This window comes from Lederbergia ruris, from assembly GCF_018332955.1.
In the GTDB taxonomy this organism is placed as follows: Bacteria; Bacillota; Bacilli; order Bacillales; family Bacillaceae_C; genus Lederbergia; species Lederbergia ruris.
In genome coordinates this window covers 73,064-99,551 of sequence record NZ_BORB01000003.1, presented here as the reverse complement: position 1 = coordinate 99,551, position 26,488 = coordinate 73,064, and the positions used below count along the sequence as shown (strand labels likewise).

Below are 26,488 nucleotides of genomic sequence, written 5' to 3'. Positions count from 1 at the left end.
GTTTAAAAAATAATCATTATAGTGAGATTGTTTTAGAGTTTTTTTCTACAAACAAAAATCGAGTAGGAGAGGGTGATTAACCCTCGACCTCTCACACCACTTATCCCGACTTCTAAATTATTCCGACTTTATAAGTTAGCCATTAAAACCAAAAGGTCTTTATACGTTTTTGATGACTCATAGCTTAAAAGGTCGGAATAATTATTTTTATAATAAACCATAAAGACTTTTGATTAATTCATCATCATTCTGCCATAAAGTAACTTTCTGATTCTGTGACAGTGGATTTAGGCTACTTGTTGCTTTTTCTATAGCATCCCGTTTCATTTGTGTATCCGTATATGAATAAATCTTAATTGTTTCCAACTGTGCATCCCCCGACCATTCCGATAAGAGTACAAGCGGCATTCCACCGCGGTAAAGATACATTGCTCTGGAATGACAAAATATCTGACGGAGATCGTTCTTGTCACATGCTTTTGGCACGAAAAGGACTGGTTAGAAACGTATTTCAAGCAGTCCTTCAGCCCTAAAATAAGTATGAAGTTTTCTAAGTACCGTTACCACATAACCCATACTTTTTTGACGATAGTCAAACATGTCAACAATGAAACTGCGAATATCTGTTGGTAACACACTCTTTATAGAATGGTGTCCCTGTGTGAACAAAAATAGGAAGTACCTCTCGATAATGGATTTATATATCTTTTTTGTTTATAAAGACTTTCCATTCAAAACTACCAGTTTTGTACAACCTATTAAGGACTTCGAGACCTCATATACGCCAACGAAAGGTCTTTCGTGATATATTACCATTTAAAAATAGTTCCATTAAACCCAGGCTTGCCCTTATTCTTTTTAACCTTTTTATACGCTCTGTTTTGGTTGTCACGGTTAATGGCTTCCCAAACCAGTTCCGTCATTCTCCTATCTCTTCTTCCAAGTTCGCCCTAAAGCATACTACACGTTTCCTTCATATTTTCAGATTCCATCCTATCTTTTGGAAAACAGCCGTCTTTAGATGTTGTCTGTGGTTGCCGCATGCCTTATACCTCCTTTGGTTCCAAGATTCCTATTGTTCGATCCTTCGTTTGGTAGACTACTATAACCTCTGCTGACTTCTTACAATTCACAATATCATCACTGATATCGTTGTTCCTTTAAGGAATTCCTCCTCTTTTCAGTAACCCTTGTAAGAGCTCCCTGGGGAAGAGCTATAACCTTCCACCATGTAACTGCTGTATTTACTGTATGAAATTCGTGCAGTATTGGACTTTGTTTTGTTCGGCAAACTCGGCCATTCCAATTCAGCCTTGTATACATTTTCTATTCGTCAGTTTGGGATTTTGCCTTCGGCTTCCTTCAGATTCCACCTCGCGATGGACATCCATGCCGTCAGCTAACATTTCCTAATGTCAAGCCTGTAGTGGACTTTCACCACCAAGTTATAGCCCATGCTGGGCGCACCGACAAAAAATGCACCTCTTATTTGAGATGCATTTTGACGTTTTTAACCGAGTAATTTTGCTGTTAAAGCTTTAGCCTTTACAATATCCTTTGTACCATGTACCAAGATGCGTCCATCTTTAAAGAGTACCATGCGATGGTCAAGATATTGGCAAGCAATTAAATGTTCATTATAGATAAGTTTGCTAACAACTGACTGAATGGCAGTAGCTAGGGGCCTTAATTCTAGTTTTCTCATATGCGGAATCGTTAATTGTACCGTATCACGACCGCATAATACCGCAGCCCTCGTTTGACGATCGTCTGATAAGAAAGGATAGGTAGCCTGATCACAACAGCTTGGACAATTTGGACGCTTAAGTGTCGTCACATTAATTGCTGCATGTTCCCCTGTCCAGAGGTCAAACGATTTTAGCTTCAAATCTACTTCTGCTCCCACAATATATTGAAATACATTGGTAACTTGATGGGCGGCAACCACCTGAACAATCGGACTTATGACCCCTGATGTGTCACATGTGAGCGTATGGGGAGGAAGCGCATCTAGTAAACAGTGCAGACAAGGTTGATCCCCAAATCCAATCGGATAAATCATTCCATAACTCGCCACAATCGCCCCCATGAAAAAAGGGATATCTGCTTTTCTTGTTGCATCATTCACTAACAGTCTTGTCTCAATATTGTCGGTAGCATCGACAACTAACGTTTTTCCCTCTACTAGCTTCTCTACATTTTTAGCTGTCACATCCGCAATAAACGTTTCGACCTCTATCATGCTATTGATCTCACTTATTCGTTTCTTTGCGGCAACCGCTTTGGGTAGTTGATCTAGGACATCCTGTTCTTTATACAGTTGCTGCCTCTGAAGATTACTCCAATCTAAAATATCTCGATCGACAATGGTTAATTTTCCGACGCCAGCTCGAGCAAGCATTTCGGAATTCGCCGATCCAAGTGCCCCAGCTCCAATAATTAAAACATGAGCATCTTGGATTTTCTTTTGTCCTTCCTCTCCAATCGGTTGGAATAATTGCTGTTTTTCATAGCGACTATTCATGTAGGGAGTAATCCCTCCATCGGACTACTGGCTATCCCATAATCACGTTCCTCGATTCTGCCGGCTTCATATCCAATACGGCCCGCCTTAATGGCTAAATTCATCGCTTCCGCCATTTTCACAGGATCTTTCGCACCGGATACGGCTGTATTTAGTAAAACTGCATCCGCACCAAGCTCCATGGCATAGCATGCGTCCTTTGGTGATCCAATGCCTGCATCAATGATAACTGGTACTTGAGCTTGCTCTATAATTAGTTGCAAATTCAACGGATTCAAAATGCCTTTTCCCGAACCAATCGGGGATGCTCCCGGCATAATAGCATGAACTCCTAGCTCCTCTATTCTTTTAGCAAGAACGACATCATCCGAAGTATAGGTTAAAACGGTAAACCCTTCTTCAAGAAGCATTTCCGATGCCCTTAATGTTTCGACTGGATCGGGTAAAAGTGATTTTTCACAGCCAATGATTTCAACCTTTACCATATCGCATAAGCCAGAAGCCTTCGCTAATTTAGCCGTTCTCACCGCTTCTTCTGCTGTTTTCGCACCTGCCGTGTTTGGGAGAAGAGTGTATTGGGACAAGTCCAGCATTTCTAAAAAATTAGGTTGGGACGGTTCAAACACATTCATTCTTCTTAATGCGAAAGTTAAGATTTCCGCCTCAGAAACTTTAACAGCCTCTTTTTGTATTGCAAATGATGGATATTTTCCTGTACCTAATAAAAGTCTGGATGTAAAACTTTTTTCTCCTATTTTTAGTGAACTCATCTTCATCCTCCTCCTACAAAATGGATCATTTCTATTTCATCCCGCTCATGAATCGCACGTTGATATTCCTCTTTGGGAACAATTTCCCGATTGACTTCCACAATTACAACCCTTTCAGACAGTGTCAAATGTTCTAGAAGTTGTTGGACACTCTGGATGTTTTTTGGCAGTTGATAAGATTGTCCATTTAAAATAATCTCCATCCAAGATTCATTTCCTTTCATCAACTATTAATTTAGCGCTTGACAGGCATGATAATATTGTTCTGCCATTCTTGCAGGCTCGTGTGCTTCAAATATTGTCGACATGACCGCAAATCCTTTAATACCTAGTTTGGCTAAAGTTTGCAGATGTTCAGGCTTGATTCCGCCAATCGCATATACATCGATTGGTACTTGATCAGTGATCGCCTTAAGCGTTTGAACTCCTCGGGCTGGAACTCCTGGCTTGCAGTTTGTTGGGAACACATGACCATACAGCAGCCAATCAGCTGCAGAATGGCTTGCCTCGAAAGCCTCTTGTTCAGAATGAATCGATTTTCCAATTTGAAGATGTGGAAAATTATTTTTTACTTCTTGAACATCTAAACCATGACCCGGTAACTGCACCTTGGGAATATCCATCACAACCGCAACATCTACCCGATCATTGACCACTAACTTCTCTCTTTGTACTCCAGCTGCGATGACATGTTCAAGCAAGCGGATTTGTTCTCGAACTGTTTTCGATCGCTCTCTAATGATAAAGAAATCAACATACGGATCCATTTCAATCATATGTTGAGCTAAGGTATTAACATCCAAGCAGTCATTCGTGACAACCAATCTCTTCAATACAACCCTCCTTAACAATACAAAAACCACTTTCCAACAGTAGGGAAAGTGGTAGATGAAAAGCCCCGCTTACTCAGCAAAAGGCTGATCCATGACGGGTTGTTCGCTATTCCACACTTCCCTACGCAGGCACCAACCTGTTCAGGTTATAAGGGTATCAGAGTTCCACTCTTCTCTCAGTCCTTTTCAAGGATTCCCCTAGTGATTTTTTATATGAAATTATGATACTCACCAATATACTAGCATAAAGAATAACTAAATGTAAGGGGTTCAATATAGAGCCATTAATATGATACTTATTTTCTATCCCCCTCAAGAATTGATTTATTCAAACGTTTGTTCGATTACCAGTCTTTCTTCCAGATGTCACCGTTTATTTTAGATAAATAAATATAATATTGCTTCTAATTCATTTCCACTCCTGCCGGATTGGCATCGACAATCCATTTCGTATAATCGGTTATGATTCCATCTACTCCCAGGTTAAGGGCCTTCTGCATTTTTCTTGGATCGCGAATGGTCCAAGCCATTACCTTTTTATCTCTTTTATGAATTTCTTCCACATCTCTTGGTCGTAAGTAGTGAATGTTATAATTCACATAGGTTGCATAATCGGCAATGTCATCTAATTGTTGACTTGAAAGTGGATGCTCAGCTCTTGAAACAAGTACGGCCACTGGAATTTTCGGGAGTAACTCGTGCATTTTCTTCATCGATTCAAAATTCATAGATTGGATGATTACATTATTTGTATTATTATATTGCTCAATAAGTTCGGCAAGGATTTCCTCAATCCCTGCATTGGCTTCTGGCTCCTTAATTTCAATAATAATCCCAATTTGGTGGAGCATAGTGTCCAATAGCTCCTCTAGCGTAATGATTTTTTCCCCTTTAAAAGAAGCATTAAATTTGCTTCCCGCATCTAATTCCTTTAATTCTTCTAATGTAAAATTTCGAACATATCCTGACCCATTGGTTGTTCGGTTCACTTTATCATCATGAATAATAACAAGTTGATTATCTTTTGATAAATGAATATCCAGCTCAATATAATCCATTCCATGATCAACGGCCTTCTGAAAAGCAGCCATCGTATTCTCAGGAGCATAACCTGAGGCGCCACGATGGGCAACACTTATCGTCCCTTGCAATTCAAAACTGGTATTTGGCTTTTCTGTAAAACCGATTAGGAGAGTGAGACTCGCAATTCCAATGATTGCAAGCATGTATGCTTTAAGTGCTCTTGGTGTGATTCTCATGAAACTCCCCCTACCCTTTATTTGTAAACGCTTTCTAATATTATTGTATCATATTTTTCGCCAAAATGCTCCACTCTTTCAATAAATTCCCTTTAAAATAAGCCTATTTTTTTCTACGAAACTCCGTATCTTTTTGCAAATGAAGCGACCAAGGGAATCAGCCCAAGGTTCGCTTAGTTGAATGCATTTAACACAGAATAATGTTCTAATGAGATATCCAACTTTTCATTCTGTGCCAGTTTTGCTAGCTGAGCACCGAGATAGGGGCCAACGGTTAAACCGCTTGAGCCAAGTCCGTTTGCGAGATAAATCCCTTCATAATCGGGAAGCGCCCCGATGATAGGTAAGAATCCAGGTGTAAAAGGCCGAAACCCCACTTTCACATCAAGGAAGTAACTTTGTGATAAACCTGGTGCTACTTCTAAAGCTTTTTCAAAAATTTCATGCATACCTGAAACAGTCGGAGTTACATCAAAACCTGTATGATTTTCGTGTGTAACACCTACGGCGATTCTTCCATCAGAAAATGGCACCAGATAATGAACCCCTGGGGGCATAATAACAGGCCAATCTTTTGTGCTCTCATTTTTTACTTGCATATGAATAATTTGGCCCTTTTGAAAATCAACATTCATTTGAATATCCAGCGGTTCCAATAATCCCTTCGCCCATGCCCCGTTTGTCACCAAAACAGCATGACAAAGGAATTCCATTTCATCTACACGAACACTGACGATTTTCTTTCCACTCACTTGTAAACGGGCATTTCCTCGTACAATCGTCGCACCATTTCTCTCTGCCGCTCGTAATAACGCATCGCGAATGGATCCACCATCAACGCGAGCTGCTCCACTTACATACACGGCCCCATATCCATCCGCAAGTGGCGGGAACATTTTTTTCGCTTCTTCTGCTGTTAAGAGCTGCACATCGCCAATCTCTGGTGCATCTTTTCGTCGCTCGATCGCTCTCATCTGCATTGCTTGTAATTTGTATGGATCCGTATGTATACTTAGGGCGCCAACTTGAGCATAACCAGTGTCGGTCTCCCCTTCGTTTTCAAGTTCTGTAATCAATTGTGGATAATAAGTCGCTCCAGACTTAGCAAGCTGATACCATGCTTGATTGCGACGCTGAGATAACCATGGGCAAACAATTCCAGCTGCTGCCTGTGTCGCTTGTCCTTCGTCTTTTCGATCAATGACCGTCACATCAGCCCCTGATTTGGCTAAATGATACGCTGTAGAAGCACCAAGAATCCCGGCGCCAACGACGATATATTTTTTCATAAGAATATCCTCCTGCCCCAATTTTAAAGGTTATGGAGATGAGATATCAAGAGGGGCGGCTATCTATTTTTTGACCTGGACGGTCAAATTCCTAACAGAAAAGAAAGAGATATCCGCGAGGCAATCTTCTTTTGCCTTTCGAATATCCCTTCTACATTTAAATATACCTTTTGGGCAATCCTCTATTAATTTACGCCCACCACATCTCGGCTGGCTGTTCTTTAATTAAGACGGATTGCAGGTTGCTAACTGCGCGTTGGAATCCCTCTTCAATAGACATAAGTGGATCTTCATGTTCAATCGAAACAACATAGTCATAACCATATAAACGAAGGGCACTCATCATATCAGACCATTCTTTCACATCATGACCACAGCCAACAGAACGGAATGTCCATGCTCTTGTTTGCATTTTGTCATAGGGTTGCATATCTAAATAACCATGCATGTTTAGATTATCTGGATCAATGTAAGTATCTTTTGCATGGAAGTGATGGATGGCATTTTTCTCACCAAGAATTTTGATAGCAGCTACTGGGTCAATGCCTTGCCACCACATATGACTTGGATCGAGGTTCGCCCCAATTGCATCAGAAGTATTTTCTCTCAATTTCAATAAAGTATATGGAGAATGGACTAGGAAACCGCCATGAAGCTCAATGCCGATTTTTACGTTATGTTCTTCTGCATATTTGCCAATTTCCTTCCAATATGGGATAAGCTTTTCTTCCCACTGCCAGTTATAGACATCCAAATATTCTGGTGGCCATGCAACTGTAGGCCAATTCGGTTGTTTTGCACCTTCATGGTCGCCAGCTGTTCCTGAGAAAGTATTCACAACAGGTACATTCATTAATGATGCCAGTTTAATAGTTTTTCTCAAAGTTTCATCTGCTTCTTTTGCAACTTCTTTATTAGGATGAATTGGGTTATTATGACAGCTGAACGCACTGATCGTTAAGCCCCGTGATTCCACTTGATGCAAGTAATCTTTCCGTTTTTCCTCACTTTCAAGTAAGGCATCCATGTCACAGTGTGCATTTCCTGGAGAACCACCTGTCCCAATTTCTACTGCATCTAGACCGGACGCTTTCACATGATCAAGCATTTCCTCAAAAGATTTCTCTGCAAACAGTACTGTAAATACTCCTAGTTTCATAGCTACAGTCACCTATCCCTTCCATATTATTAATTGATTAAACACAGTTTCATTTTAACGTTTATTTCTAGATTTGCACAATTTTCTTTGTTTCGCTAGACTCTAATGCGGCCAAGACAACTTTTAATGATTTCATGCCTTCTTCCCCATTAATTGGCGGTTCTGTATCCTTCACAATACTGTCAACGAAATGGTCAATCACCTGTGTACTGGACTGGCCACCATCTTCATTCGATTGGATTTTTCCAAGATCAAAATTCTCTGTCTCACCACCAACATGATGAACAATCAAGGAGTGATCTGGATCATCTTCCAAACGTAATACCGCCTTTTCTCCATAGATAATCGTTGCATTATCTTCTTTCCCATAGGCCCAGCTTGCCGCAAGTGTTCCAATAATCCCCGTCTCTGATTTCAAAATACAAACAGCATTATCATCTACTGTACTATCTTCTTTGGCACCTGATTCCACGAAAGAACCTACTTCTACAAACTCTTCCCCTAATAAATAACGCATAAGGTCTGTTTTATGGACGCCGAGATCTCCCATTGCCCCAATAAATGCCTCTTCTTTTCTAAAGAACCAACTATCTTTCCCATCAATGCTCCATGCTTCTGGGCCAGGATGGCCGAAAGCTGTACGGAAGCTATGAATTTTTCCAACGGTTCCATCCGCAATGAGTTCTCTCGCCTTTTCATGGGAAGCAACAAAACGTTGGTTATGGGCAATCATCAACTTTTTGCCATTCTTTTCTGCTGCTTGAATCATATCCAATGCTTCTTTCTCAGATGTAGCCATTGGTTTTTCACATAAGACATGTTTTCCGGCTTCTAATGCTGCAATGCTGATAGGGGCATGCAAATAATTAGGCGTACAAACAGACACAATATCTAATTCTGCATCACGAAGCATCTCTTCATAACTTGTGAAAGCTTGACCACCATATTCCTTTGCCATTTTATTGGCTCTTTCTTCTACAATGTCACAGACTGCCACAATCTCAACTTGATCATTCATCGCATATTCTGGAAGGTGGCGGAATTTCGCAATACTTCCACAACCAACTACTCCAACTTTTAATTTGCTCATATCCATTCCCCTTTTCTAAGTATGTACCTGATGTAAATTCATTTTTTCTCCTGTTGTAAAAGCCAGGTATATAAATCTGGATTACGATAAGTGTCTGTCCAAGAATCATGTGCCGCATCTGGATAAACGGTTAGTTTGACATTTCCTCCAACATCTTGAAGAGCTTGTACCATCTTTTCCCCTTCATCTAATGGGACAACATCATCTTTTTCCCCATGAAAAGCCCAAACTGGAACATCCTTCAAACGTTCAATCCCTTTGATAGACCCGCCCCCACATATCGGCGCGGCAGCAGCAAATCGATCAGGATATTTTTTGGCTAATTCCCATGTACCATATCCGCCCATGCTCAAACCAGTGACATAGATTTTTTGTGCATCAACCCGGTAAACAGTAGAAATATGATCGATTAAGGCCATCAAATCATCCAAATACAAGGTCCATGTCGAATAACTTAGCTCTAATGGACATTGTGGGGCAAGAAGAATAAATGGGAACGATTGCTTTTCAGCCAACTTAAGTGGGCAATGACGTTTCACCAATTCCAAATCATTGCCTCTTCCCCCATTCCATGTAAAAATAACAGAAGCGGAAATTCCTTTTCGTTATCGTTATAATCAGTTGGGAGGGAAAGTAGATAGGCCAATTCCACCTCTTTTGTCACCGTTATCTCTTTTTGAAATAAATGCTCGCTTAACAATCCGTGTCTTCACCTCCAATTAGGGAAAGCCCTATCATTAACAGAGATGTTTTTCAGTAAAGTTCTCTTTCATGATCATTTTACCACACATATTTAAATTTCGGAATAGAAACGTTTCGAAAAATCACCTTGTAAAAAATTCGAACAAATTATACAGTATGAGTAGGAATATTTGAAACGGGGGAGAACACCATGGTTAGTATCAAAGATATTGCCAAAAAAGCAGGCGTATCTATTTCAACTGTCTCCTATGCACTAAATGGCAGTCCAAAGGTGACAGAAAAAACAAGTAAAAAAATACTAGCGATTGCAAAAGAATTAAATTATGTTCCTAATGCAGCTGCCCGTACACTAAAAAACCGGGCCTCAAAAATCATTGGGGCCTTTATGCCCGATTACGGGGGTCCTTTTTTCGGTGATCTTTTACGGGGGATGAGAAAAACATTGAATCAACAAGGTTACGATCTCATTGCCTGTACAGGAAAGGAATCTCATCGTTTTCTACCTGAAGGAATTATCGATGGGGCGGTCATATTAGATTGGAATTTCCCAGACGAGGAAATTCTCCGATATGCGGATCTTGGCAGTAAAATGGTTGTAATGGATCGGGAACTCCATCATCCCAACATTGAGCATGTCCTACTTGATAATCAAACCGGAACCGAATTAGCGATAAACTACTTAATTGAGAAAAAACATCAAAATCTTATCTTACTCACAGGGCCAGATGGAAATTTTGACTCACAGCAAAGACTTCAAGCCGCCGTAAGCATTTTACAAACACATCCTTCTATTCACTATACAATCTACTCGGGAAATTTTGATCAATCATTCGGCAAAAAGATTGTGAAAGATATTATTAAAGATTCGCCTATTCCAACGGCTATTTTTTCTTTCAATGATACTATGGCGATTGGCCTATATCAGGGATTCCGAAACTCATCCTTTAAAATTGGTCAAGACATACACATTATTGGTTTTGATAATACAGAGGTCTCTCAATATCTCCAACCGCCTCTTACAACGATTAACTATTCTAAAGAAGAGTGGGGATCTGTGGCAGCAGACAATTTGGTCCAATTACTGAACGGAAAAGAGACAAGTCCACAAACAATACCTGTTTGTTTGTTAGAGCGAGAGTCTGTTAAGAAAGCGGGAACCGGACTATGAGGCAAAAGGAAAATAATTATGGTATTACCACTAGTGGAATTTTTAATTATAATTAGAACAATTCAAGTTACTGATGATCACTTTTTGTATTTTCGATATCGTTATCAATATTGTTATTGAAACCTTAAGATAAAAAGGTATGTATTTTCTCTATACACTCTTGAACAATATCCTCTGGTGCTTGGCCTTTTATCTGGATATCTGAAGCTGACCAATCGAGATTTCTAAACTGGTCGGTCAATATCACCCCAGTAAATACGCTGTCATCGGGCAATGAAACTTCAAACCCCCAACCCCTTGAGGTATTCGTTATCGGACATAATGAAGCAAATTTTGTTACTTTATTAAATTCTTTTGGGGACATTACAATTGCTGGTCTACGTCCCCTTTGTTCATGTCCTGCCTGTGGATCGAAATTTACATAAACTAAATCTCCTCTATCCGGTGTCTCCATTACCAAATTTCATTCCCTTCTGGTTTTCCCCAATTAATTTCTTCGTGTCTATTTTCTCCCATGGATTTTATTCCATAAAGGAAGATCCCTAGCCCCCCGAAAAATGTAAAAAGCACTGTTTGCAGATCCATTTCTTCTCCCCTATTTATGTAGTTTAATCGACATTGTTCATTCTTCATCTTAGTGAAGAACCTTGAAAAAGCAAATACGAAGGAATGTAAAGATTGTGTAAAGATATTTGCGCAATCGCCTTACTTTTGACGATGAGTGCAATCATTGGACGAAAGTTTCCTTACACCTTATTCTTTATTTAATTCATTTTGAGGAGGGTAAACATGAGCCATATAAAATATTTCCAAGGTATTCCTTTATCTGTTTTAGACCTTGCCCCTATCACGGAAGGAAGTAATGCAACGCAATCTTTTAAAAATAGTGTTCAATTAGCTCAGCTTACAGAAAAGCTAGGCTTCAATCGTTATTGGTTAGCTGAACATCATAATATGCCTGGCATTGCCAGTTCCGCTACATCCGTTTTAATTGGACATATCGCTGGTGCAACCAAGAGAATTCGTGTTGGCGCTGGGGGAATTATGCTACCAAACCATGCGACTTTGGTGATTGCGGAGCAATTTGGCACTTTGGAATCCTTATACCCCGGACGGATTGATTTAGGGCTTGGACGTGCTCCTGGAAGTGATCAGGCTACAGCCTATGCTTTAAGAAGAACACTACAAAGAGGGGCGGAGGAATTTCCCTTGCAAGTAGAAGAATTGGAGGCATACTTTGCAGGAAGCTCGGCTGCTCGAGTGCGGGCGATCCCTGGAGAAGGATTAAATATTCCTATTTGGTTGCTGGGTTCAAGTGGTTTTAGTGCGCGCCTTGCCGCTCAAAAAGGATTACCTTTTTCCTTTGCGAGTCATTTTTCTCCAGACTATACTTTGCCGGCTTTACAAATCTACCGAGAAAACTTTCAACCTTCAGAGACTTTGGGTAAACCTTATGCAATGTTGGGGGTGAATATTATTGCGGCTGACACGGATGAAAAAGCGCAATGGCTATCAACATCTCAACAACAGCAATTTTTAAGCTTGGCTAGAAATGAGCCAACACCATTGAAGCCACCGATTGAGAATATGGAGGAAATTTGGTCACCGATTGAAAAAGCACATATCGAAAAAAACCTTGATTCTCGTTCAACGATTGTCGGCAGCCCGGAAACCATCCGAAGAAAACTAGAGGCTTTTATCGAAGAGACAAAAGCGGATGAAGTCATTATTAACTCACAAATTTTCGATCAAAAAGATCGACTACATTCGTATGAAATAGTCGCTGGGATGATGGTTTAATAGGGGGATTGGATGTTGAAATGGACTTTCGTGTTTTTATGTCTTTTCATTTTCGTCGGGCTAGTATTTGCTTATCCTACCCCATTTCTGACCGATTTTGATGTAAAGATCCTGTTATTTTTCGAAGATATTCGTACACCCTTTCTCAATCAATTTTTTACGATTATAACTGCATTGGGCTCGATCAAGGTTCTTTTTCCAGTGTGTATCGGGGCTTCCATTTACTTAGCTTTCAAAAAATATTATATTGAAATCGGCTATTTGTGGGTTTTATTCTGGAGTTCGCGAGGCCTCAATTTTATTTTGAAGGAATGGATCAAACGAGACCGCCCTTCCCTGCATCCATTAATCGAAATAGGCGAGTATAGTTTTCCCAGTGGCCATTCGATGAATGCCATTGTCGTACTTGGCTTTCTTTGTTACTTACTATTAACTATGTTGAAAATCAATAAAACGTGGCGAATCATCTGGTTTTTAGTGACCGGAGTTACCATTTTACTTATTGTGATTAGCAGACTTTACCTCGGGGTTCATTATCCTACAGATGTACTTGCGGGATTGGCAGTGGGGTATTTATTACTCGTATCCTTTCTCCATTTTTTCACTGGCATGCGAAAAAAAGGCTAGCAGACCGCGTATAGCGAGTCGGCTAGCCTTTTTAAATGTTCTATTAGGCGTTGTGGGTGTTCTATTAGCTGTTAGACACTTTTCTAGAATCCGCTGGTCTCGTACCGGCTGTTTTTGCTCATTACAATCTAGATCAAGTTTTTAGTCGCCTATGCTTAGAAGTTGAAGGCTTCCACTGTCTTCTGATTTAAATCTAATCTTGCTTCTTTTGTAATCATCTTCTTATTTTTAGGATCATTTACACATTCTAAAAAGTCATCGATAAACTTTTGCGCTTGCTTGTGTGAGCCATTATTCAAATGATGATTGGCTTGCTTTAATTGATTCGTTAATTGTTTCGCTAGAGGATGTTGAATATTACCGGCCTGAATCATATCCTCCAATATTAACTCGATATTGGGCCTTTGCTCTGGATCAGAATAAATAGCCTCAAATTGATCGTAATAAATCATCCCAGCTGTTTTATTATGCTGATTCTTTTCCTCTAAGGCGAAATAGCGCACTTTTAATGGGAAGACGGTATCTTCTGGTACTGTCGCATAAACATATTTCCAACCTTCCCAATTCACGCCACCAATGGTCGTCATGTTCCACAAGGCATTTTGGCCATTGCCATCCGTAATACCTAGTCGAAGGTGATGATATTGTTGATCCCCATACACCCAGACGCCAAATCGTGTCGGTTCTCCCTTTATTTCCTGGCCAAGATTGCCTTCATCATCTAGAAAATGTATATAAGCTGCGGATGTTCCTTCTGTTCCTGTAAAGTCATAGGTTAATTGAGCCGCTCGCTCTCCATATAATACATGTTCAGGATCGGAAACAAGTGTCATTTTAACAGAACCCGGCACTGTCCGTACTTCATTAGAGCGAATATGGGACTCATCTTCAAAATCCTCTATGACTGGGGAAGGCCCTACCTCAACAGTAGTCTCCACACGCAAATTTTGGTACTTAGCCACTACCTTTCCACTTGTCTCCTTGCTTCCAGCATGAAAAATACCTTCCTTCGTGATCTTTCCAATATCACCTTCCACAGACCATTCAAGTACATCTGGAGAAATCATCAATCTTTGGCCCGATTCATCATAAGCCTTTGCGGAAAATTCCTGGGTTTTCCCGGGTTCTATGACAAAAGAAGTTGGTGCAATTTCCAATGACGCGACTTCATCTGTAACCATGACGGTTTTATTTGTAGAAACAGAACCTTTCTCAACGATCACCTGTCCTTGTTTCTTCGCTTTTCCTGCCACAAACAAACCGGAACGGGCGATTTCTCCAATTTGGCCCTCAACCTTCCAATTCAATGATTTTGGCTCTATTGCCACTGGGTTGATAAATTCATCATACCCCTTTGCTTGTATTCTTATCTTGCTTCCTGGAACGATTTTGAGATCAGAAGACGGATATAAACGAATACCAGCCAGCTTTGATTGTTGCGGTGCCTTGGAAATCACTAATAAAGAACTACCAACTGGTCTTTCGTGTCCATCAGAAGGGCGATTTTGCAACGTTGGTTTTGATTCCCCGGGCTGTCGCACATAATACGTCGTCGAACCTCCACCATCAATATTGATCGCATCTTCCATCCCTAACGATTGCAAATAGGCAGCCGCCCCTGGCAAAGTCATCCCATCTGAATGCCCCTCTTGTCTCCCATCTACTGCAAATATATATAGTTTCCCGTTTTTTGTGGCGAGCATCGTACGTGGATGCTTATCTGTATTATTTTTATGATCTTCAAGCAATTCTTCCCAAATCTCCCCATCTTTTAAAAGTACCGTCCCTAGAGTAGAATTACCTGATAAAACATGTTTAGCTTGATTAATATTTTTTGTAAAATTAAGGTCTATACTAATCTTTTCTCCAATGGACAAATGATTCATAAGCCAATCTGCCTTTGTTCCTACTGCCGATAATACGATTTTTCCTTCCTCTAATTTTGTATCCGCTGCTTCTTTCATCGATAACACTTTTCCTTGCATCGTTTGCCCGGCAATAAAATGATCTTTCCCTTGCCCTACATCTATAACAACTTCTATCCCACCATCTGGCGTTTTGACGGATTCACCAAATCGATCATTAAATAAGAAAGCACGATCATTATGGGTCGCAACGCGAGAACGGTTGACCATATCTAACTCTAATGTATCTCCATTATGATTCTTGAATTCTGCTGTCATCTCCACTGAATGCTCCAATTTTATGGAGTTATCGGGAAAAGTAACCATAAGTGCCTTAATATTTCTGGAGGAAGTATAAATCTCTCCATCCACTATTTGCAGACCTGATGGGACACCTACAGAGCTAAAGAAATCGCCATTCACTCCTCCAACCACTTGTTCACCTTGCTCCATCATTTCATCAATTGTATTTCCCACTGTTTCCAGCCCGTACACTTCGCCCTTAGATGAATAAGGAGTAACTTGTACGTAGGAATTCCGCGGATCGACTTCCATCATATGAAAAGAATTGGTGGAATCTCCTTCCCTCAAGTTTATATTTTCGTGATACACGCCAGGCGAAACCTGATATTCTTCCTTAATTATAACTTCATAATCTTCCTTTGTTTGTGCGGTTATGACATTATTTCCAACCATGATAGACAGGAGTAGAATGCACGTAAAGAATATAGATGATTTTTTTATTCGCATGGGACCACCCTTTTCAGAATTTTCGGCATTACTGCCTGGCCGCTAGTTTCGGCCTTTCCAACTTGATTTCAAGCAATTCTTGGATGGAATAGATCATAATCTTCGGAACATAGTCTTCTTTAGGAGTAAGATCATGGTAAATCTTTCTTTGGAAAATTTTCATTAAGTAGTCTTTCTGTTGTGCCCTTTTTTCAGGGGGGATGTTTCGTAATTCTTCAGGCATTTGATGATCGATTAAAATCGATAATGCCCCTAATTGGTTAGCAAAAAACACATCATGATCTAATCGGTCTCCTACATGGGCAATTAATTCTCCATCTTTTAATAAAGGATCCGCCATGCTCATTGCCGGTTTTGAGCAGCCCACTTTACAAGGTGTAATGACTCTATCAATTTGCTCGGCCAATTGAATGGCTTCCATAACAGGATATTGATATTTATAATAGCCATTTGTCACCACTCCCAGTGAGTAGCCTTTTTCTTTTAATTCGGCTAATACAGTTAAGGCATTATTCTCTAGCAAATATACCTTAGGATCCTCTGCGTGCTTTTGCACTAATTCCGCAATATTGATTTTCAGTGGAATCTTCTGATCAGCCAGAATCTGTTCTAAAATATCATCCCAGTCATAAGCAGCTGCATCCCTTTTCTCTTTTAATCGTTTTTTGTGCTCTTTTCTAATTTCTGGAAATATACCATCTTCCAGTGTTAAATGGGAGGCTACTAAACTTTCAATCTCAGGAAAAACCCACTTACTAAATGGATTTTGCATCAGTGTTTCATCCAGATCGAACGTGATGTATTTTTTCATCTTTTGCCACTCCTTCAAACTTTACCTATTTACCTTACTACTTATGATCGAATTGCCCCTGCACAGGGTAATGATCAGAAATAACATCCACCTTCTCACCATGAATAATCGTTGATTTCGGATTTAGCTGCAACATAGCCTGATTGACCAGCATATAGTCAATCCTGACATAAACGGGGTCATTTAGCTCACCTTTGATTTTCGTTGGCAACGAATAGTCTAAGGATTCACCAACCCCTATGTCATGTAGTCCCGCATCCAGTAAAGTCTGCATCGGTTGATAATTAATCTCTCCATTTAGAATATGTTGTCGGTTTGAAAATTTTCGCTGAATCATCTTTTCTTTGCTACGATTGTTTATATAGTAATCCTGATCAAGGGGTGATAATGTATTTAAATCCCCCATTAACATAAGGGGCTCGTAGATGGACTGAATATAATCGGCAATTTCGGCTGTTTCCTTCTCTCTGATTGTGGATTCAAATGGGGACAGATGTGTGACGAGAAAGTGAATTTGTTGAATTTTGACATGTAAAAGCCCATGATGAAAAGGAGCCTCATCTGTCTTATGAATTTTTTCAATTGGAAACTTAGAAGCAATACCAATGAAATAGGGACTCGTTTTCATTTGATAAAGAAACGTATAGGACATTCCCAACTTCTCCATTTCCCTTTGGAATTCCGCCTTTGTCCAATCATTCATTTCATTGAAGCCTGCAATATCGTAATCTTGCTGTTTCAACCAATCGAATAGCAAAGCATAACGTTCATCCGTTCGACAACCATCCAAAATATTGTATTGTACGACTTTCATAGGCAGTTTCATCCCCTATTAGGTTTAATGATTTTGTAAATCTAAATGATCCTATTTCGCATAGCCATGAAGAATTCATACCATTTCAGTATTCAAACATTGGGTATTGCCACTTAAATACAATGAGTCGCCTCTTTAACTAACATAATCAGGGATGGAAGTTGTCTCCCATCCCATTCATTTTTTCAAGCTCAAATCATTACTCGGCCTGTTCTAGATAGCGTCCATAGGCATCTTGATAAATTTCCATATACTGATCCAAACCGATTTTTTTCACGGTTTTGACATACTTATCCCATTCATCAAACGATGTTTTTCCAGTAATGAATTTAGCTTGGGATTCTGTGATATAATCTTCAATATCCGTACCAACGGAAGACATGATTTCACTTTCTTCATTTGTGAAGTTAAATGGTGGCCAGATTTCCTCTGGTCGGTCATTGACAAATTTCTCCGCTGCCGCTTTCGAGGATTCCAAACCTTCGGACCCTTTAAAATACGCTTCTTTTACGATCCCTGGATATGAAACGCCACGCCAGGTCATATACTTGGAGATCGCTTCTGTATAAGAAAGGCCATCTGGGTTATCATTAATAAGATCTGTATATTCTACAGAGCCATCCTCATTTTCAACATAGGTTTCCCCTTCAACACCCATGAAATAGAGCTTACTGCCTTCATCACCATAAAAATAATCTAGCCAACGCACTGTTTCTTCTGGATACTGATTTTTATCTGTGATCGCAAATGCACCAGCATGAACGAGCGGCGCACGATAGTTTGAATATAACTTATCCCCATGCGGGCCCTCTAGAGTGTAAGCACCGATATATTCATCGCGGCCATATCCTGATTCCGGACTCGTCGTCAACGTTGCTGCAAATAAACCATCTGTTCCACGCGCATTCGTTTGTTCGGATTTTACTGTGTATAAATCTTCAATAATCAGCCCTTCTGAATATAACTTATTTAGATATTGGAGCATTTCCTTATAACCGTCCTGAATCGGAATAAACCTTAATTCATCTGTCTCTGGATCCACATCGACATAGGGGTGTCCTGTTCCCCTATTTCCTAATCCAAATGATCCTTTAAAGTGATTAATAATATTGCTGTCACCACTAGCACTTAAACCAATCTCATCGGCCTTTCCATTGCCATTTGGATCGTTATTCACCGCTGCTTTCAAATATTCATAGAAATCGTCTAAAGTCTTTGGCTCTTCCATATCCAATGCTTTTAAGAAGTCCCCATTAATCCACAGTTTCCAACCTGCCATAACGGAAGTAAACTCTGGGTCAAATATTCGTGGAAACGAGTAAATGTTGCCGTCTGGCATCGTAATCCCGCGTTTAATATCCGGATTTTCGTCCAAGATTTTCTTTAAATTAGGGGCATACTTGTCAATTAAATCATTTAACGGAATCAGAACACCCTGTCCTCCGTAAGTGATTAAATCCTGTGTAGACAAACCAACACTATGAAAAGCATCAGGATAGTCCCCACCCGCTAGCATTAAGTTTGTTTTTTCTTCTAAACCCTCTTTTGAAATCATTTGCCATTCAATATCCACGTTTGTCATTTCTTCATATTTGTTATACACAAGGATATCATTCCAGTCCGGAGCTGCGTCTGATGGCGCAACAAAGGTGAGCTTAATTTTCTCATTTACAATCGGGAATCCCTCTTCATTAAAGTTCGCTTTTGCTTCATCATCTTTCTCTTTTTCTCCATCTTTTCCTGCTGAATCACTACTACAAGCTGATAATATGGAGAAGATTAGCAATAATACAGCCGCAAAGACAGAATACCTTTTAAGCTTCAAGATAAAACCCCTCCTACATGATTTTTATTTATATAAAGGTGATCAGTCTTGAGAAGTCTGATCATAACCCCTTTAGCAACTATTTTTGATAAAGATGATTACTTAGTTTGTTCTAAATAGCGATTATAGGCATCTTGGTAAATGTCCATATACTGATCCAAGCCAACCTTTTTCACTGTCTCTACGTACTTATCCCATTCATCAAATGAAGTTTTGCCCGTTATAAACTTTGCTTGAGATTCCGTAATATAATCTTCAATATCTGTTCCAACAGAAGACATGATTTCACTCTCTTCATTCGTATAGTTGAATGGTGGCCAGACTTCTTCTGGCCGATTTTCTTTAAACTTTTCAGCTGCCTCGTTAGAAGTCTTTACTCCAAAATAATCTCTCTTTACGAATGCTGGATAGGGACCTGCCCTCCAAGTCAAATACTTAGATATTGCTTCTGTTCGAGTAAGGCCATCAGGGTTGTTCTCAATCAGATCCGTATATTCAACTGTTCCGTCCTCATTTTCAATATAGGTCTCTCCTTCAACACCCATAAAAAAGAGTTTACTTCCCTCATCACTATAGAAATAATCGATCCAGCGTATCGTTTCTTCGGGGTATTGATTTTTATCCGTAATCACAAATCCGCCGACATTGTTAAGTGGCGAACCATAATTTGAATGGATCTTATCACCATGGGGTCCTTCCAACGTAACCGCACCAATATATTCATCACGGCCATATCCAGTCTGAGGGTTTGTTGTGACGGTTGCCGCAAACAATCCATCTGCCCCACGTGCATGGGTTTCCTCTGATTTCACCGTATATAAATCTTCAATAATCAACCCTTCCGAATATAACTTATTTAGATACTGAAGCATTTCTTTATATTCATCCTGAATCGGAATAAATCTTAACTCATTTGTTTCTGGGTCCATATCGACATATTTATGGTCTATTCCTCTATTTCCTAACCCAAAAGAACCTTTAAATATATTGATAAGATGGCCATCGCCACTTGCACTTATCCCAATCTCGTCGGCTTTTCCATTACCATTTGGGTCATTATTCACCGCTGCTTTAAGATAGTCATAGAACTCATCTAGAGTCGTAGGCTCATCCATGTCTAATGCTTTTAAAAAGTCTCCATTTATCCACAGTTTCCAGTTCGCCAATACCGCGTCAAAATCCGGTTCATATATGCGAGGAAATGAGTAGATATTTCCATCTGGCATCGTGATTCCGCGTTTAATATCCGGATTTTCTTCTAATATTTTCTTGAAATTAGGGGCATATTTGTCAATTAAATCATTAAGAGGAATCAGAACCCCCTGCCCTCCATACGTAATTAAATCCTGTGTCGACAAGCCTACACTATGGAAAGCATCTGGATAGTCTCCACCGGCAAGCATTAAATTGGTTTTCTCCTTCAAGCCCTCTTGTGAAATCATTTGCCAGTCAATATCCACATTGGTCATTTCTTTATATGTGTTGTAAATCAAGATATCATTCCAATCGGGGGAATCAGATGAGGGAGCAACAAATGTCAGCTTAATTTGATCGTTCACAATCGGAAATCCCTCTTCATTAAAATTCGCTTTTGCTTCATCATCTTTCTCTTTTTCCTCTTCTTTTCCAGTAGAATCACTACTACATGCAGACAACGAGGAAAAGACCAGCAATAACGTGACTACGAATGTGGAAAACTTTTTAAGCTTCAAGACGAGCCCCTCCTAAAATTTTTATATAAAGGTGATTAGCCCTTAAGAGAGCCAATCATAACCCCTTTAACGAAGTACTTTTGGACAAATGGGTACATAATCAAGACGGGAATATTGGCTACTACGACAAGAGCATATTTCATTCCTTCTACAGACATAGCCTGTTGAACGACCGACTCCACCATTGTCGCATCCATATCTGCTACATCCTCTTGAATCAGAATTTCCCGTAAAATCAATTGCAATGGGAATTTGCTACGATCTGTTAAATAGATCAAACCATCAAAAAATGAATTCCAATGACTCACAGCATAAAACAAAGTCATTACGGCGATAATCGGGGTCGAAAGCGGCAAGACAATTCTAAATAGCGTCTGTAAATTCGAACAACCATCAATATGAGCAGCCTCTTCAATTTCATTGGGAATACTTGTTTGAAAGAAGGTTCTCATGATGATCAGGTTATAAACCGAGATCGCCCCAGGAATGACCATTGCCCAAATCGTATTTAACATATGAAGTTCTTTTATAACTAAATAAGTAGGAATCATCCCGCCACTAAAAAACATCGTAAAAATAAGCAAGGCGGTAATGACATTGCGCCCATAAAGGTTTTTTCTTGACAACGCATACGCTCCAGCGGTTGTCATCATTAAATTAATAACTGTCCCCACACCTGTATAAATAAAGGTATTTAAATATCCACGCATCACATCCTTGTTTTTGAACACTTTGGCATAACCATCAAAAGTAATTTCCTTTGGTAATAAGCGAATCTCCCCTTTCAGCAATAATTCTGGATTACTAATGGAGGCACTAAGGACAAATATTAATGGATAAATGACAATTACTAGAATAAGACAAAGTAATAAAAAGTTTACTATTCCAAAGGCACGGTCACCGATCGTTTGTTTTTCCATTCTCTCATTTCCCCCTTACCACAGACTTGTCTCACTGACTTTACGCGATATTTGATTCACTACGACAAGTAAAATAAAGCTGATCACTGAATTAAATAATCCAACTGCGGTCGAATAGCTATATTGCGCACCCATAATCCCTGTTTTATAAACATGGGTCGCAATCACATCAGAAGCTTCCATATTCAATGCATTTTGCATGAGGAACACCTTCTCAAAGCCTACGCTGATAATATTTCCGACATTTAGAATAAGGAGAATGATAATGACCGGAACAATCGCCGGGATATTAACGTGCCTAATTCGTTGAAGCCGACTAGCACCATCCATTCTTGCAGCTTCATGTAATTCTGGAGGTACCCCCGCCAATGCTGCTAAATAAATGATCGAGCTCCAGCCCATTTGCTGCCACACATGAGATAATACATAGATTGTTTTAAACCATCCCGGTTCTGTCATAAAAGATATAGGCTTTATGCCAAAGGCAGATAATAAATTATTCACCATTCCATATTGCGGGTTTAGAAATAGGAACAACATTCCCACAATGACAACGGTTGATAAAAAGTGAGGGGCATAGGTCACATTTTGTACAAGTTTTTTAAAGCGATTTAAGCGAACTTCATTAATCATTAAGGCTAGAATGATGGGGATAGGGAAAGCGACTGCTAATTCGTAAATTCCGATCCCCAATGTATTTTTGATTAAACGCCAAAAATAATAGCTATTAAAAAAACGTGTAAAATGTTTCATGCCTACCCATTCACTGCCTGTAATCCCCTTCGTTGCAATAAAATCTTTAAACCCAATTTGAACACCATACATAGGAATATATTTAAAAATAATAAAATAGGCCAAAACCGGTACGAGAAGCAAATAGATATCCCAATTATTCAAAATTCGTCTCCGTACATTAAATTTCTTTTTTATCTTAATTGTAGTGTTTTGTCCTTTCTCGGCATAAGTACTTTTCATTGTCAATCACCCCTTATTCCAGTTTCGATTTATACATAAACCCTTTGCCTTGTTTCAATTCTATTTTAATAAATCAATTTGATTTTCTTATTCAGTTCTCGTTAAGATTTCGTAAAGGTATCCATTCAAATTCCCAACTGGCTTTTGGTACCATCGGATTTCCACACATATCCGCTGCTTCAATCATTACTTGGTATGTAGCCATTTGGGAAGCAGGAGTGATTGGAGCAGATACTAACCCAGTTGTGGGATCAAAGGTATGCTCGACCATTTTTCCATTGATCCATACTTGAATCGATGAAGGGTCTATACCACTATCGTCATCTTTTAGAGTTAAACTAACCATTGGGTGTTCGTCTTTTATCGTTTGGTTCGGAACAGGCATAGGATGACTAAACACAGGCCCTTCCAAATCTTCTTCTATTTTGACGTATTCAGCTCTCAGATGATCAAAATAAAGCACACCTGCATTTTTATTCGCATCATTCGTTTCTGTAATAAATAAATAGCGAACCGTAATCGGGAATGCCGTATTTTCTGCTATATCAGCATAGACATATTTCCATCCCGTCCAATTCAAGCCACCGGGTTCTGTGAAATTGAGAGACCGACTTTCTCCGTTTGCATCAGCGATTCCTATACGCAACCAATGATCATTCGAATCCCCGTATACCCATAGTCCAAACCGATAGGGCTCTCCTTCAATTTCTAATCCCTTTTTACCGTTATCATCTAAAAACTGGATCACGGCTTTCGAAGCGCCAGATATATTCGTAAAGTCATAGGTTAATTTTCCGGAAAATGTTCCGAAACGAACGGGCTCAGGTCTAGGAGCTAGCGTCAATGTAACGGAATCAGCAACCGCCCTCTCTCCGTATACGGTCAGCCCTTTCAGCGAATCAAAAGTAGCCAAAGTCTTTGGAGGTTTTCCTACACTGACCTGAATTTCCACTTCTAAGTCCTTATATTTCGCCGTGATCTTTCCCTGTTTGATGTCTTGACTAGCTTGTAAAATTCCCATTGTTGAAACGCTGCCAATCCCCCCTTTAATGGACCAATCTAATTGGTCAGGGGAAACCCATACCTTGTTGCCGGCTCGATCAAAACCGCGAATATCTAATGCGATTTCACCGCCAGGCTCAACAACAATTGTAGGCGGATTCACCTCTAAACGAGTGATTTCTTCGACTACTTGTATAGAACATTGTTGTGAAACCGCTCCTGAATGTACCGTTAGCTCACCGGATCCCTTACTTGACCCTGCTCTAAAGGTGTGATTTTCCTCCATATATCCAATTCTGCCATCCACAGACCAAGTAAGTGTGGAGGGACGAACAGGAACAGCGTTAAAGAAACGATCCTGCCCTTTTACTTCGAATTGGACCTTACTACCTGCCATCACTCGGATTGGAGAATCCGGTTTTACAACTAAACTATTTAATGTGGAAATAGGCGCCATCGTTTCAAAAAACAGTCCATTTCCCACTGCCCGTTCAAAGCCATCAGAAGGGCGATTCACAATGATTGGCCGTTCATCCCCAGGTTGTCGAATGTAACAGGTAGTTGAACCGCCCCCATCAATATTAATGGCTGCTTCCATACCAATGCTTTGCAAATAATAAGCTCCTTCTGCCAGTGTGATCCCATTTGAATGTCCTGGCTGCCTTCCATCTACAACAACAATATATAAACTGCCTTGCTTAATCGCGATCATTGTCCGTGGATGTCGATCACGATTAAGCGAGATCTCCGGATCAAGTATTTCTCGAGGTATTTCTCCATCCCTTAGGAGTACAAACCCTAAAGTTGAGTTACCTGAGATGACATGACGTACTTCATTTAGACCTTGATTCAACGAAACATTGATGTTGACCTTATCCCCGATCCGCACTTGCTTTTGGATCCAATCTGCCGCAGACCCACTTACAGATAGCACAAGTTGCCCTTTTTCAATTGGCGTATCAGCGGATTGAATAATGGATTCTACCACTCCTGTAACCTGTTTATTAGGAAAGATACGCCCATCGGGAACTTGAATCACAACTTCCACTACACCTTCGGGGGTCCGGGTTGATGAACCGAAACGACGATTATAGAGGAAAGCATGATTCGTATGCTTTAAGTATCTTGTGCGGTTGATTGCCTCTACCGCCATACTGCAACCGCATTCAAACGAAACAGTCGCATTCATCTTCACTCGGTCCTTTAGCAAGGGTTGCCCATTTGCCATAATGGCTAATAACACCTTAATCCTTGATGGAGAGGTAAATATTTCACCATTACAAATTTGTAACCCCGTTGGGACTCCTAACCAACTAAAGAAGTCTCCATTTACTCCAGCTACGATATTTTTTCCCTGCTCTATGAGTTCCTTTTGCATATTTCCAACTGTCTCCAAAAATTCTACTTTTCCTTTCGATGAAAATACAATCGGGTTAATATACTGATTATGTGGATCTACTTGAAGAATGTGTATGGATTGCTGGAACTTTTCATTTTGTAAAATTTGCTGGGAATGAGTCATGCCTGGTGCTATCTGAAAGGTGTCCTCCTTCTGTAAACTCCAGGATGACTCATTTGGAGATTCCTCTCGCCTTATATTCTTTTCGCCTCCCAATTCTGGACTTTCTAATAACTCAATATGCTCCGGTATATGAACTGATTTGTTTGACTTGAGCAATTTCTCATCCCCACTCTATGCTAAAATATCGAAAACTTTACGCCTTTATCGGAGAATATGATCCTAATAAATAACGCTCTATGGCCTTAGCCACACCGTCTTCTTCATTTGTCTCTGTGACAACATCGGCGATTTGCTTTAATTCATCATCTCCATTTCCCATGGCAACACCCAATCCTGCCGCTCGAATCAAACGCTGATCATTCAGGTTATCCCCAACAGCCATTACTTGATCCATGGTAATCCCGAGAAGTTCGCAGACTCTTCGTACTCCTGTTTCTTTGGAGATTCCTTTTAACGATATTTCGATATTAATAGGAGCTGAGCGCGTAATCTCTATGCTCTCTCTCGTTTTTAATAACTCTCTTAATCTCTCAATCTCCTCTCGATCTGGATGATGCATCCCGAATTTCAACCAATCTCTTTCGAACATTTCTTCCGTCCAATCTTTTTTATGCGTCAGGCTCTCGACACTATAACCCCAGAATTTTGCTCCTGTCCTCATTGCTTGTTCATGAAGCCAACGAATATCCTCCCTCTTAATAAAATGACGTTCCCATAATTGACCCGGCCCCTTCCATATTTCTGCCCCATTCACTAAAACCATAGGTGCATCAAGGGCTAGGTCATCCCAAATGGCTTCAGTAGTTTGGATTCCCCGTCCAGTTGAAAAGATGACCGTTACGCCTTCATCCACTGCTTTTCGTATCCATTTCCTTGTTTCTTGCGTGATTTTCTTATCATCCGTTAAAACTGTTCCATCCAAGTCAAGCGCTAGCAATTTGTAATTAGGCATTAAATTCAACACTCCTTACCATTCTTTCATCCAGATGAGGTGGTGGCACCTACTGTATGAGTCTCTCTTCTATCACTTTA

Annotated in this window: 25 protein-coding genes and 1 riboswitch; of the genes, 3 read left to right on the top strand and 22 right to left on the bottom strand. The window is 40.0% G+C overall.

Annotated elements, in window-relative coordinates; genetic code table 11:
* Nucleotides 1–207 precede the first annotated feature (207 nt).
* From KI363_RS02900 to KI363_RS21935, 11 genes are all read right to left on the bottom strand, one after another.
* Complete coding sequence (locus tag KI363_RS02900) at nucleotides 208–408, bottom strand: hypothetical protein (RefSeq protein ID WP_212965445.1); 201 nt, start codon at nucleotides 406–408, stop codon at nucleotides 208–210.
* A gap of 1,102 nt (nucleotides 409–1,510) precedes the next feature.
* A complete protein-coding gene (locus tag KI363_RS02895) occupies nucleotides 1,511–2,524 on the bottom strand; it encodes a ThiF family adenylyltransferase (RefSeq protein WP_212965444.1) in 1,014 nt (337 codons plus the stop codon).
* Nucleotides 2,521–3,294 carry a thiazole synthase gene (locus tag KI363_RS02890; protein WP_212965443.1) on the bottom strand — a complete coding sequence of 258 codons (774 nt, stop codon included), beginning with the start codon at nucleotides 3,292–3,294 and terminating at the stop codon, nucleotides 2,521–2,523. Before KI363_RS02890 ends, KI363_RS02895 begins: the two co-directional genes overlap by 4 nt.
* A gap of 2 nt (nucleotides 3,295–3,296) precedes the next feature.
* Nucleotides 3,297–3,497 (bottom strand): sulfur carrier protein ThiS, encoded by a 201-nt coding sequence (gene thiS, locus KI363_RS02885; protein ID WP_212965442.1) that lies wholly within the window; start codon nucleotides 3,495–3,497, stop codon nucleotides 3,297–3,299.
* Between the two features lie 27 nt (nucleotides 3,498–3,524).
* Complete coding sequence (locus KI363_RS02880) at nucleotides 3,525–4,127, bottom strand: thiamine phosphate synthase (RefSeq protein ID WP_212965441.1); 603 nt, start codon at nucleotides 4,125–4,127, stop codon at nucleotides 3,525–3,527.
* Nucleotides 4,128–4,228: 101 nt separating this feature from the next.
* A riboswitch (TPP riboswitch) is annotated at nucleotides 4,229–4,337 on the bottom strand.
* Between the two features lie 194 nt (nucleotides 4,338–4,531).
* Nucleotides 4,532–5,386: a glycerophosphodiester phosphodiesterase gene (locus tag KI363_RS02875; RefSeq protein WP_158322015.1), complete on the bottom strand. Its 855-nt coding sequence runs from the start codon at nucleotides 5,384–5,386 to the stop codon at nucleotides 4,532–4,534.
* Nucleotides 5,387–5,559: 173 nt separating this feature from the next.
* Complete coding sequence (locus KI363_RS02870) at nucleotides 5,560–6,675, bottom strand: NAD(P)/FAD-dependent oxidoreductase (RefSeq protein ID WP_212965440.1); 1,116 nt, start codon at nucleotides 6,673–6,675, stop codon at nucleotides 5,560–5,562.
* 190 nt (nucleotides 6,676–6,865) lie between these two features.
* Nucleotides 6,866–7,834 carry a sugar phosphate isomerase/epimerase family protein gene (locus tag KI363_RS02865; protein WP_158322013.1) on the bottom strand — a complete coding sequence of 323 codons (969 nt, stop codon included), beginning with the start codon at nucleotides 7,832–7,834 and terminating at the stop codon, nucleotides 6,866–6,868.
* Nucleotides 7,835–7,901: 67 nt separating this feature from the next.
* The gene (locus KI363_RS02860) at nucleotides 7,902–8,924 is read right to left on the bottom strand and encodes a Gfo/Idh/MocA family protein (RefSeq protein WP_158322012.1); all 1,023 of its coding nucleotides are present in this window, start codon (nucleotides 8,922–8,924) and stop codon (nucleotides 7,902–7,904) included.
* Between the two features lie 38 nt (nucleotides 8,925–8,962).
* The gene (locus KI363_RS02855; RefSeq protein ID WP_246516731.1) at nucleotides 8,963–9,463 is read right to left on the bottom strand and encodes a carboxylesterase family protein; all 501 of its coding nucleotides are present in this window, start codon (nucleotides 9,461–9,463) and stop codon (nucleotides 8,963–8,965) included.
* Nucleotides 9,460–9,624 (bottom strand): hypothetical protein, encoded by a 165-nt coding sequence (locus tag KI363_RS21935; protein WP_246516726.1) that lies wholly within the window; start codon nucleotides 9,622–9,624, stop codon nucleotides 9,460–9,462. Before KI363_RS21935 ends, KI363_RS02855 begins: the two co-directional genes overlap by 4 nt.
* A gap of 192 nt (nucleotides 9,625–9,816) precedes the next feature.
* On the opposite strand from KI363_RS21935, the gene KI363_RS02850 reads away from it, so the two are divergent.
* Entirely contained in the window at nucleotides 9,817–10,794 is a 978-nt protein-coding gene (locus KI363_RS02850) for a LacI family DNA-binding transcriptional regulator (RefSeq protein WP_212965439.1), read from the top strand.
* 124 nt (nucleotides 10,795–10,918) lie between these two features.
* On the opposite strand, the gene KI363_RS02845 is transcribed toward KI363_RS02850, so the two are convergent.
* Complete coding sequence (locus KI363_RS02845) at nucleotides 10,919–11,248, bottom strand: type II toxin-antitoxin system PemK/MazF family toxin (protein ID WP_158322052.1); 330 nt, start codon at nucleotides 11,246–11,248, stop codon at nucleotides 10,919–10,921.
* The gene (locus KI363_RS22200) at nucleotides 11,248–11,379 is read right to left on the bottom strand and encodes a hypothetical protein (protein WP_281414050.1); all 132 of its coding nucleotides are present in this window, start codon (nucleotides 11,377–11,379) and stop codon (nucleotides 11,248–11,250) included. Before KI363_RS22200 ends, KI363_RS02845 begins: the two co-directional genes overlap by 1 nt.
* 204 nt (nucleotides 11,380–11,583) lie before the next feature.
* On the opposite strand from KI363_RS22200, the gene KI363_RS02840 reads away from it, so the two are divergent.
* Together KI363_RS02840 and KI363_RS02835 are read left to right on the top strand one after the other, a co-directional pair.
* Nucleotides 11,584–12,594: an LLM class flavin-dependent oxidoreductase gene (locus tag KI363_RS02840; protein WP_158322009.1), complete on the top strand. Its 1,011-nt coding sequence runs from the start codon at nucleotides 11,584–11,586 to the stop codon at nucleotides 12,592–12,594.
* Nucleotides 12,595–12,609: 15 nt separating this feature from the next.
* The gene (locus tag KI363_RS02835) at nucleotides 12,610–13,221 is read left to right on the top strand and encodes a phosphatase PAP2 family protein (RefSeq protein ID WP_212965438.1); all 612 of its coding nucleotides are present in this window, start codon (nucleotides 12,610–12,612) and stop codon (nucleotides 13,219–13,221) included.
* 155 nt (nucleotides 13,222–13,376) lie between these two features.
* Here KI363_RS02835 and KI363_RS02830 read toward each other — a convergent pair whose 3' ends face one another.
* From KI363_RS02830 to KI363_RS02790, 9 genes are all read right to left on the bottom strand, one after another.
* Entirely contained in the window at nucleotides 13,377–15,875 is a 2,499-nt protein-coding gene (locus tag KI363_RS02830; RefSeq protein ID WP_158322007.1) for a phosphodiester glycosidase family protein, read from the bottom strand.
* A gap of 28 nt (nucleotides 15,876–15,903) precedes the next feature.
* Nucleotides 15,904–16,686: an HAD family hydrolase gene (locus KI363_RS02825; RefSeq protein WP_158322006.1), complete on the bottom strand. Its 783-nt coding sequence runs from the start codon at nucleotides 16,684–16,686 to the stop codon at nucleotides 15,904–15,906.
* A 37-nt stretch (nucleotides 16,687–16,723) separates the two neighbouring features.
* Nucleotides 16,724–17,500: an endonuclease/exonuclease/phosphatase family protein gene (locus tag KI363_RS02820; protein WP_212965437.1), complete on the bottom strand. Its 777-nt coding sequence runs from the start codon at nucleotides 17,498–17,500 to the stop codon at nucleotides 16,724–16,726.
* A gap of 199 nt (nucleotides 17,501–17,699) precedes the next feature.
* Nucleotides 17,700–19,325 (bottom strand): extracellular solute-binding protein, encoded by a 1,626-nt coding sequence (locus tag KI363_RS02815; protein WP_158322004.1) that lies wholly within the window; start codon nucleotides 19,323–19,325, stop codon nucleotides 17,700–17,702.
* A gap of 98 nt (nucleotides 19,326–19,423) precedes the next feature.
* The gene (locus KI363_RS02810) at nucleotides 19,424–21,037 is read right to left on the bottom strand and encodes an extracellular solute-binding protein (protein ID WP_158322003.1); all 1,614 of its coding nucleotides are present in this window, start codon (nucleotides 21,035–21,037) and stop codon (nucleotides 19,424–19,426) included.
* Between the two features lie 35 nt (nucleotides 21,038–21,072).
* A complete protein-coding gene (locus KI363_RS02805; protein ID WP_158322002.1) occupies nucleotides 21,073–21,957 on the bottom strand; it encodes a carbohydrate ABC transporter permease in 885 nt (294 codons plus the stop codon).
* Nucleotides 21,958–21,972: 15 nt separating this feature from the next.
* Entirely contained in the window at nucleotides 21,973–22,932 is a 960-nt protein-coding gene (locus tag KI363_RS02800) for an ABC transporter permease (RefSeq protein ID WP_212965436.1), read from the bottom strand.
* Nucleotides 22,933–23,023: 91 nt separating this feature from the next.
* Nucleotides 23,024–25,612 carry a phosphodiester glycosidase family protein gene (locus tag KI363_RS02795; protein ID WP_212965435.1) on the bottom strand — a complete coding sequence of 863 codons (2,589 nt, stop codon included), beginning with the start codon at nucleotides 25,610–25,612 and terminating at the stop codon, nucleotides 23,024–23,026.
* Nucleotides 25,613–25,649: 37 nt separating this feature from the next.
* Complete coding sequence (locus KI363_RS02790) at nucleotides 25,650–26,408, bottom strand: Cof-type HAD-IIB family hydrolase (RefSeq protein WP_212965434.1); 759 nt, start codon at nucleotides 26,406–26,408, stop codon at nucleotides 25,650–25,652.
* Nucleotides 26,409–26,488 lie beyond the last annotated feature (80 nt).

Excerpts from the sequence above, each read along its gene's own strand:
- thiS (WP_212965442.1), bottom strand. The coding sequence starts at position 3,497 with ATGGAGATTATTTTAAATGGACAATCTTATCAACTGCCAAAAAACATC.
- KI363_RS02900 (WP_212965445.1), bottom strand. The coding sequence starts at position 408 with ATGCCGCTTGTACTCTTATCGGAATGGTCGGGGGATGCACAGTTGGAA.
- KI363_RS02845 (WP_158322052.1), bottom strand. The coding sequence starts at position 11,248 with ATGGAGACACCGGATAGAGGAGATTTAGTTTATGTAAATTTCGATCCA.
- KI363_RS02840 (WP_158322009.1), top strand. The coding sequence starts at position 11,584 with ATGAGCCATATAAAATATTTCCAAGGTATTCCTTTATCTGTTTTAGAC.
- KI363_RS02825 (WP_158322006.1), bottom strand. The coding sequence starts at position 16,686 with ATGAAAAAATACATCACGTTCGATCTGGATGAAACACTGATGCAAAAT.
- KI363_RS02875 (WP_158322015.1), bottom strand. The coding sequence starts at position 5,386 with ATGAGAATCACACCAAGAGCACTTAAAGCATACATGCTTGCAATCATT.
- KI363_RS02850 (WP_212965439.1), top strand. The coding sequence starts at position 9,817 with ATGGTTAGTATCAAAGATATTGCCAAAAAAGCAGGCGTATCTATTTCA.
- KI363_RS02895 (WP_212965444.1), bottom strand. The coding sequence starts at position 2,524 with ATGAATAGTCGCTATGAAAAACAGCAATTATTCCAACCGATTGGAGAG.
- KI363_RS02805 (WP_158322002.1), bottom strand. The coding sequence starts at position 21,957 with ATGGAAAAACAAACGATCGGTGACCGTGCCTTTGGAATAGTAAACTTT.
- KI363_RS02890 (WP_212965443.1), bottom strand. The coding sequence starts at position 3,294 with ATGAGTTCACTAAAAATAGGAGAAAAAAGTTTTACATCCAGACTTTTA.
- KI363_RS22200 (WP_281414050.1), bottom strand. The coding sequence starts at position 11,379 with ATGGATCTGCAAACAGTGCTTTTTACATTTTTCGGGGGGCTAGGGATC.
- KI363_RS02790 (WP_212965434.1), bottom strand. The coding sequence starts at position 26,408 with ATGCCTAATTACAAATTGCTAGCGCTTGACTTGGATGGAACAGTTTTA.
- KI363_RS02870 (WP_212965440.1), bottom strand. The coding sequence starts at position 6,675 with ATGAAAAAATATATCGTCGTTGGCGCCGGGATTCTTGGTGCTTCTACA.
- KI363_RS02830 (WP_158322007.1), bottom strand. The coding sequence starts at position 15,875 with ATGCGAATAAAAAAATCATCTATATTCTTTACGTGCATTCTACTCCTG.
- KI363_RS02860 (WP_158322012.1), bottom strand. The coding sequence starts at position 8,924 with ATGAGCAAATTAAAAGTTGGAGTAGTTGGTTGTGGAAGTATTGCGAAA.
- KI363_RS02820 (WP_212965437.1), bottom strand. The coding sequence starts at position 17,500 with ATGAAAGTCGTACAATACAATATTTTGGATGGTTGTCGAACGGATGAA.
- KI363_RS02800 (WP_212965436.1), bottom strand. The coding sequence starts at position 22,932 with ATGAAAAGTACTTATGCCGAGAAAGGACAAAACACTACAATTAAGATA.
- KI363_RS02865 (WP_158322013.1), bottom strand. The coding sequence starts at position 7,834 with ATGAAACTAGGAGTATTTACAGTACTGTTTGCAGAGAAATCTTTTGAG.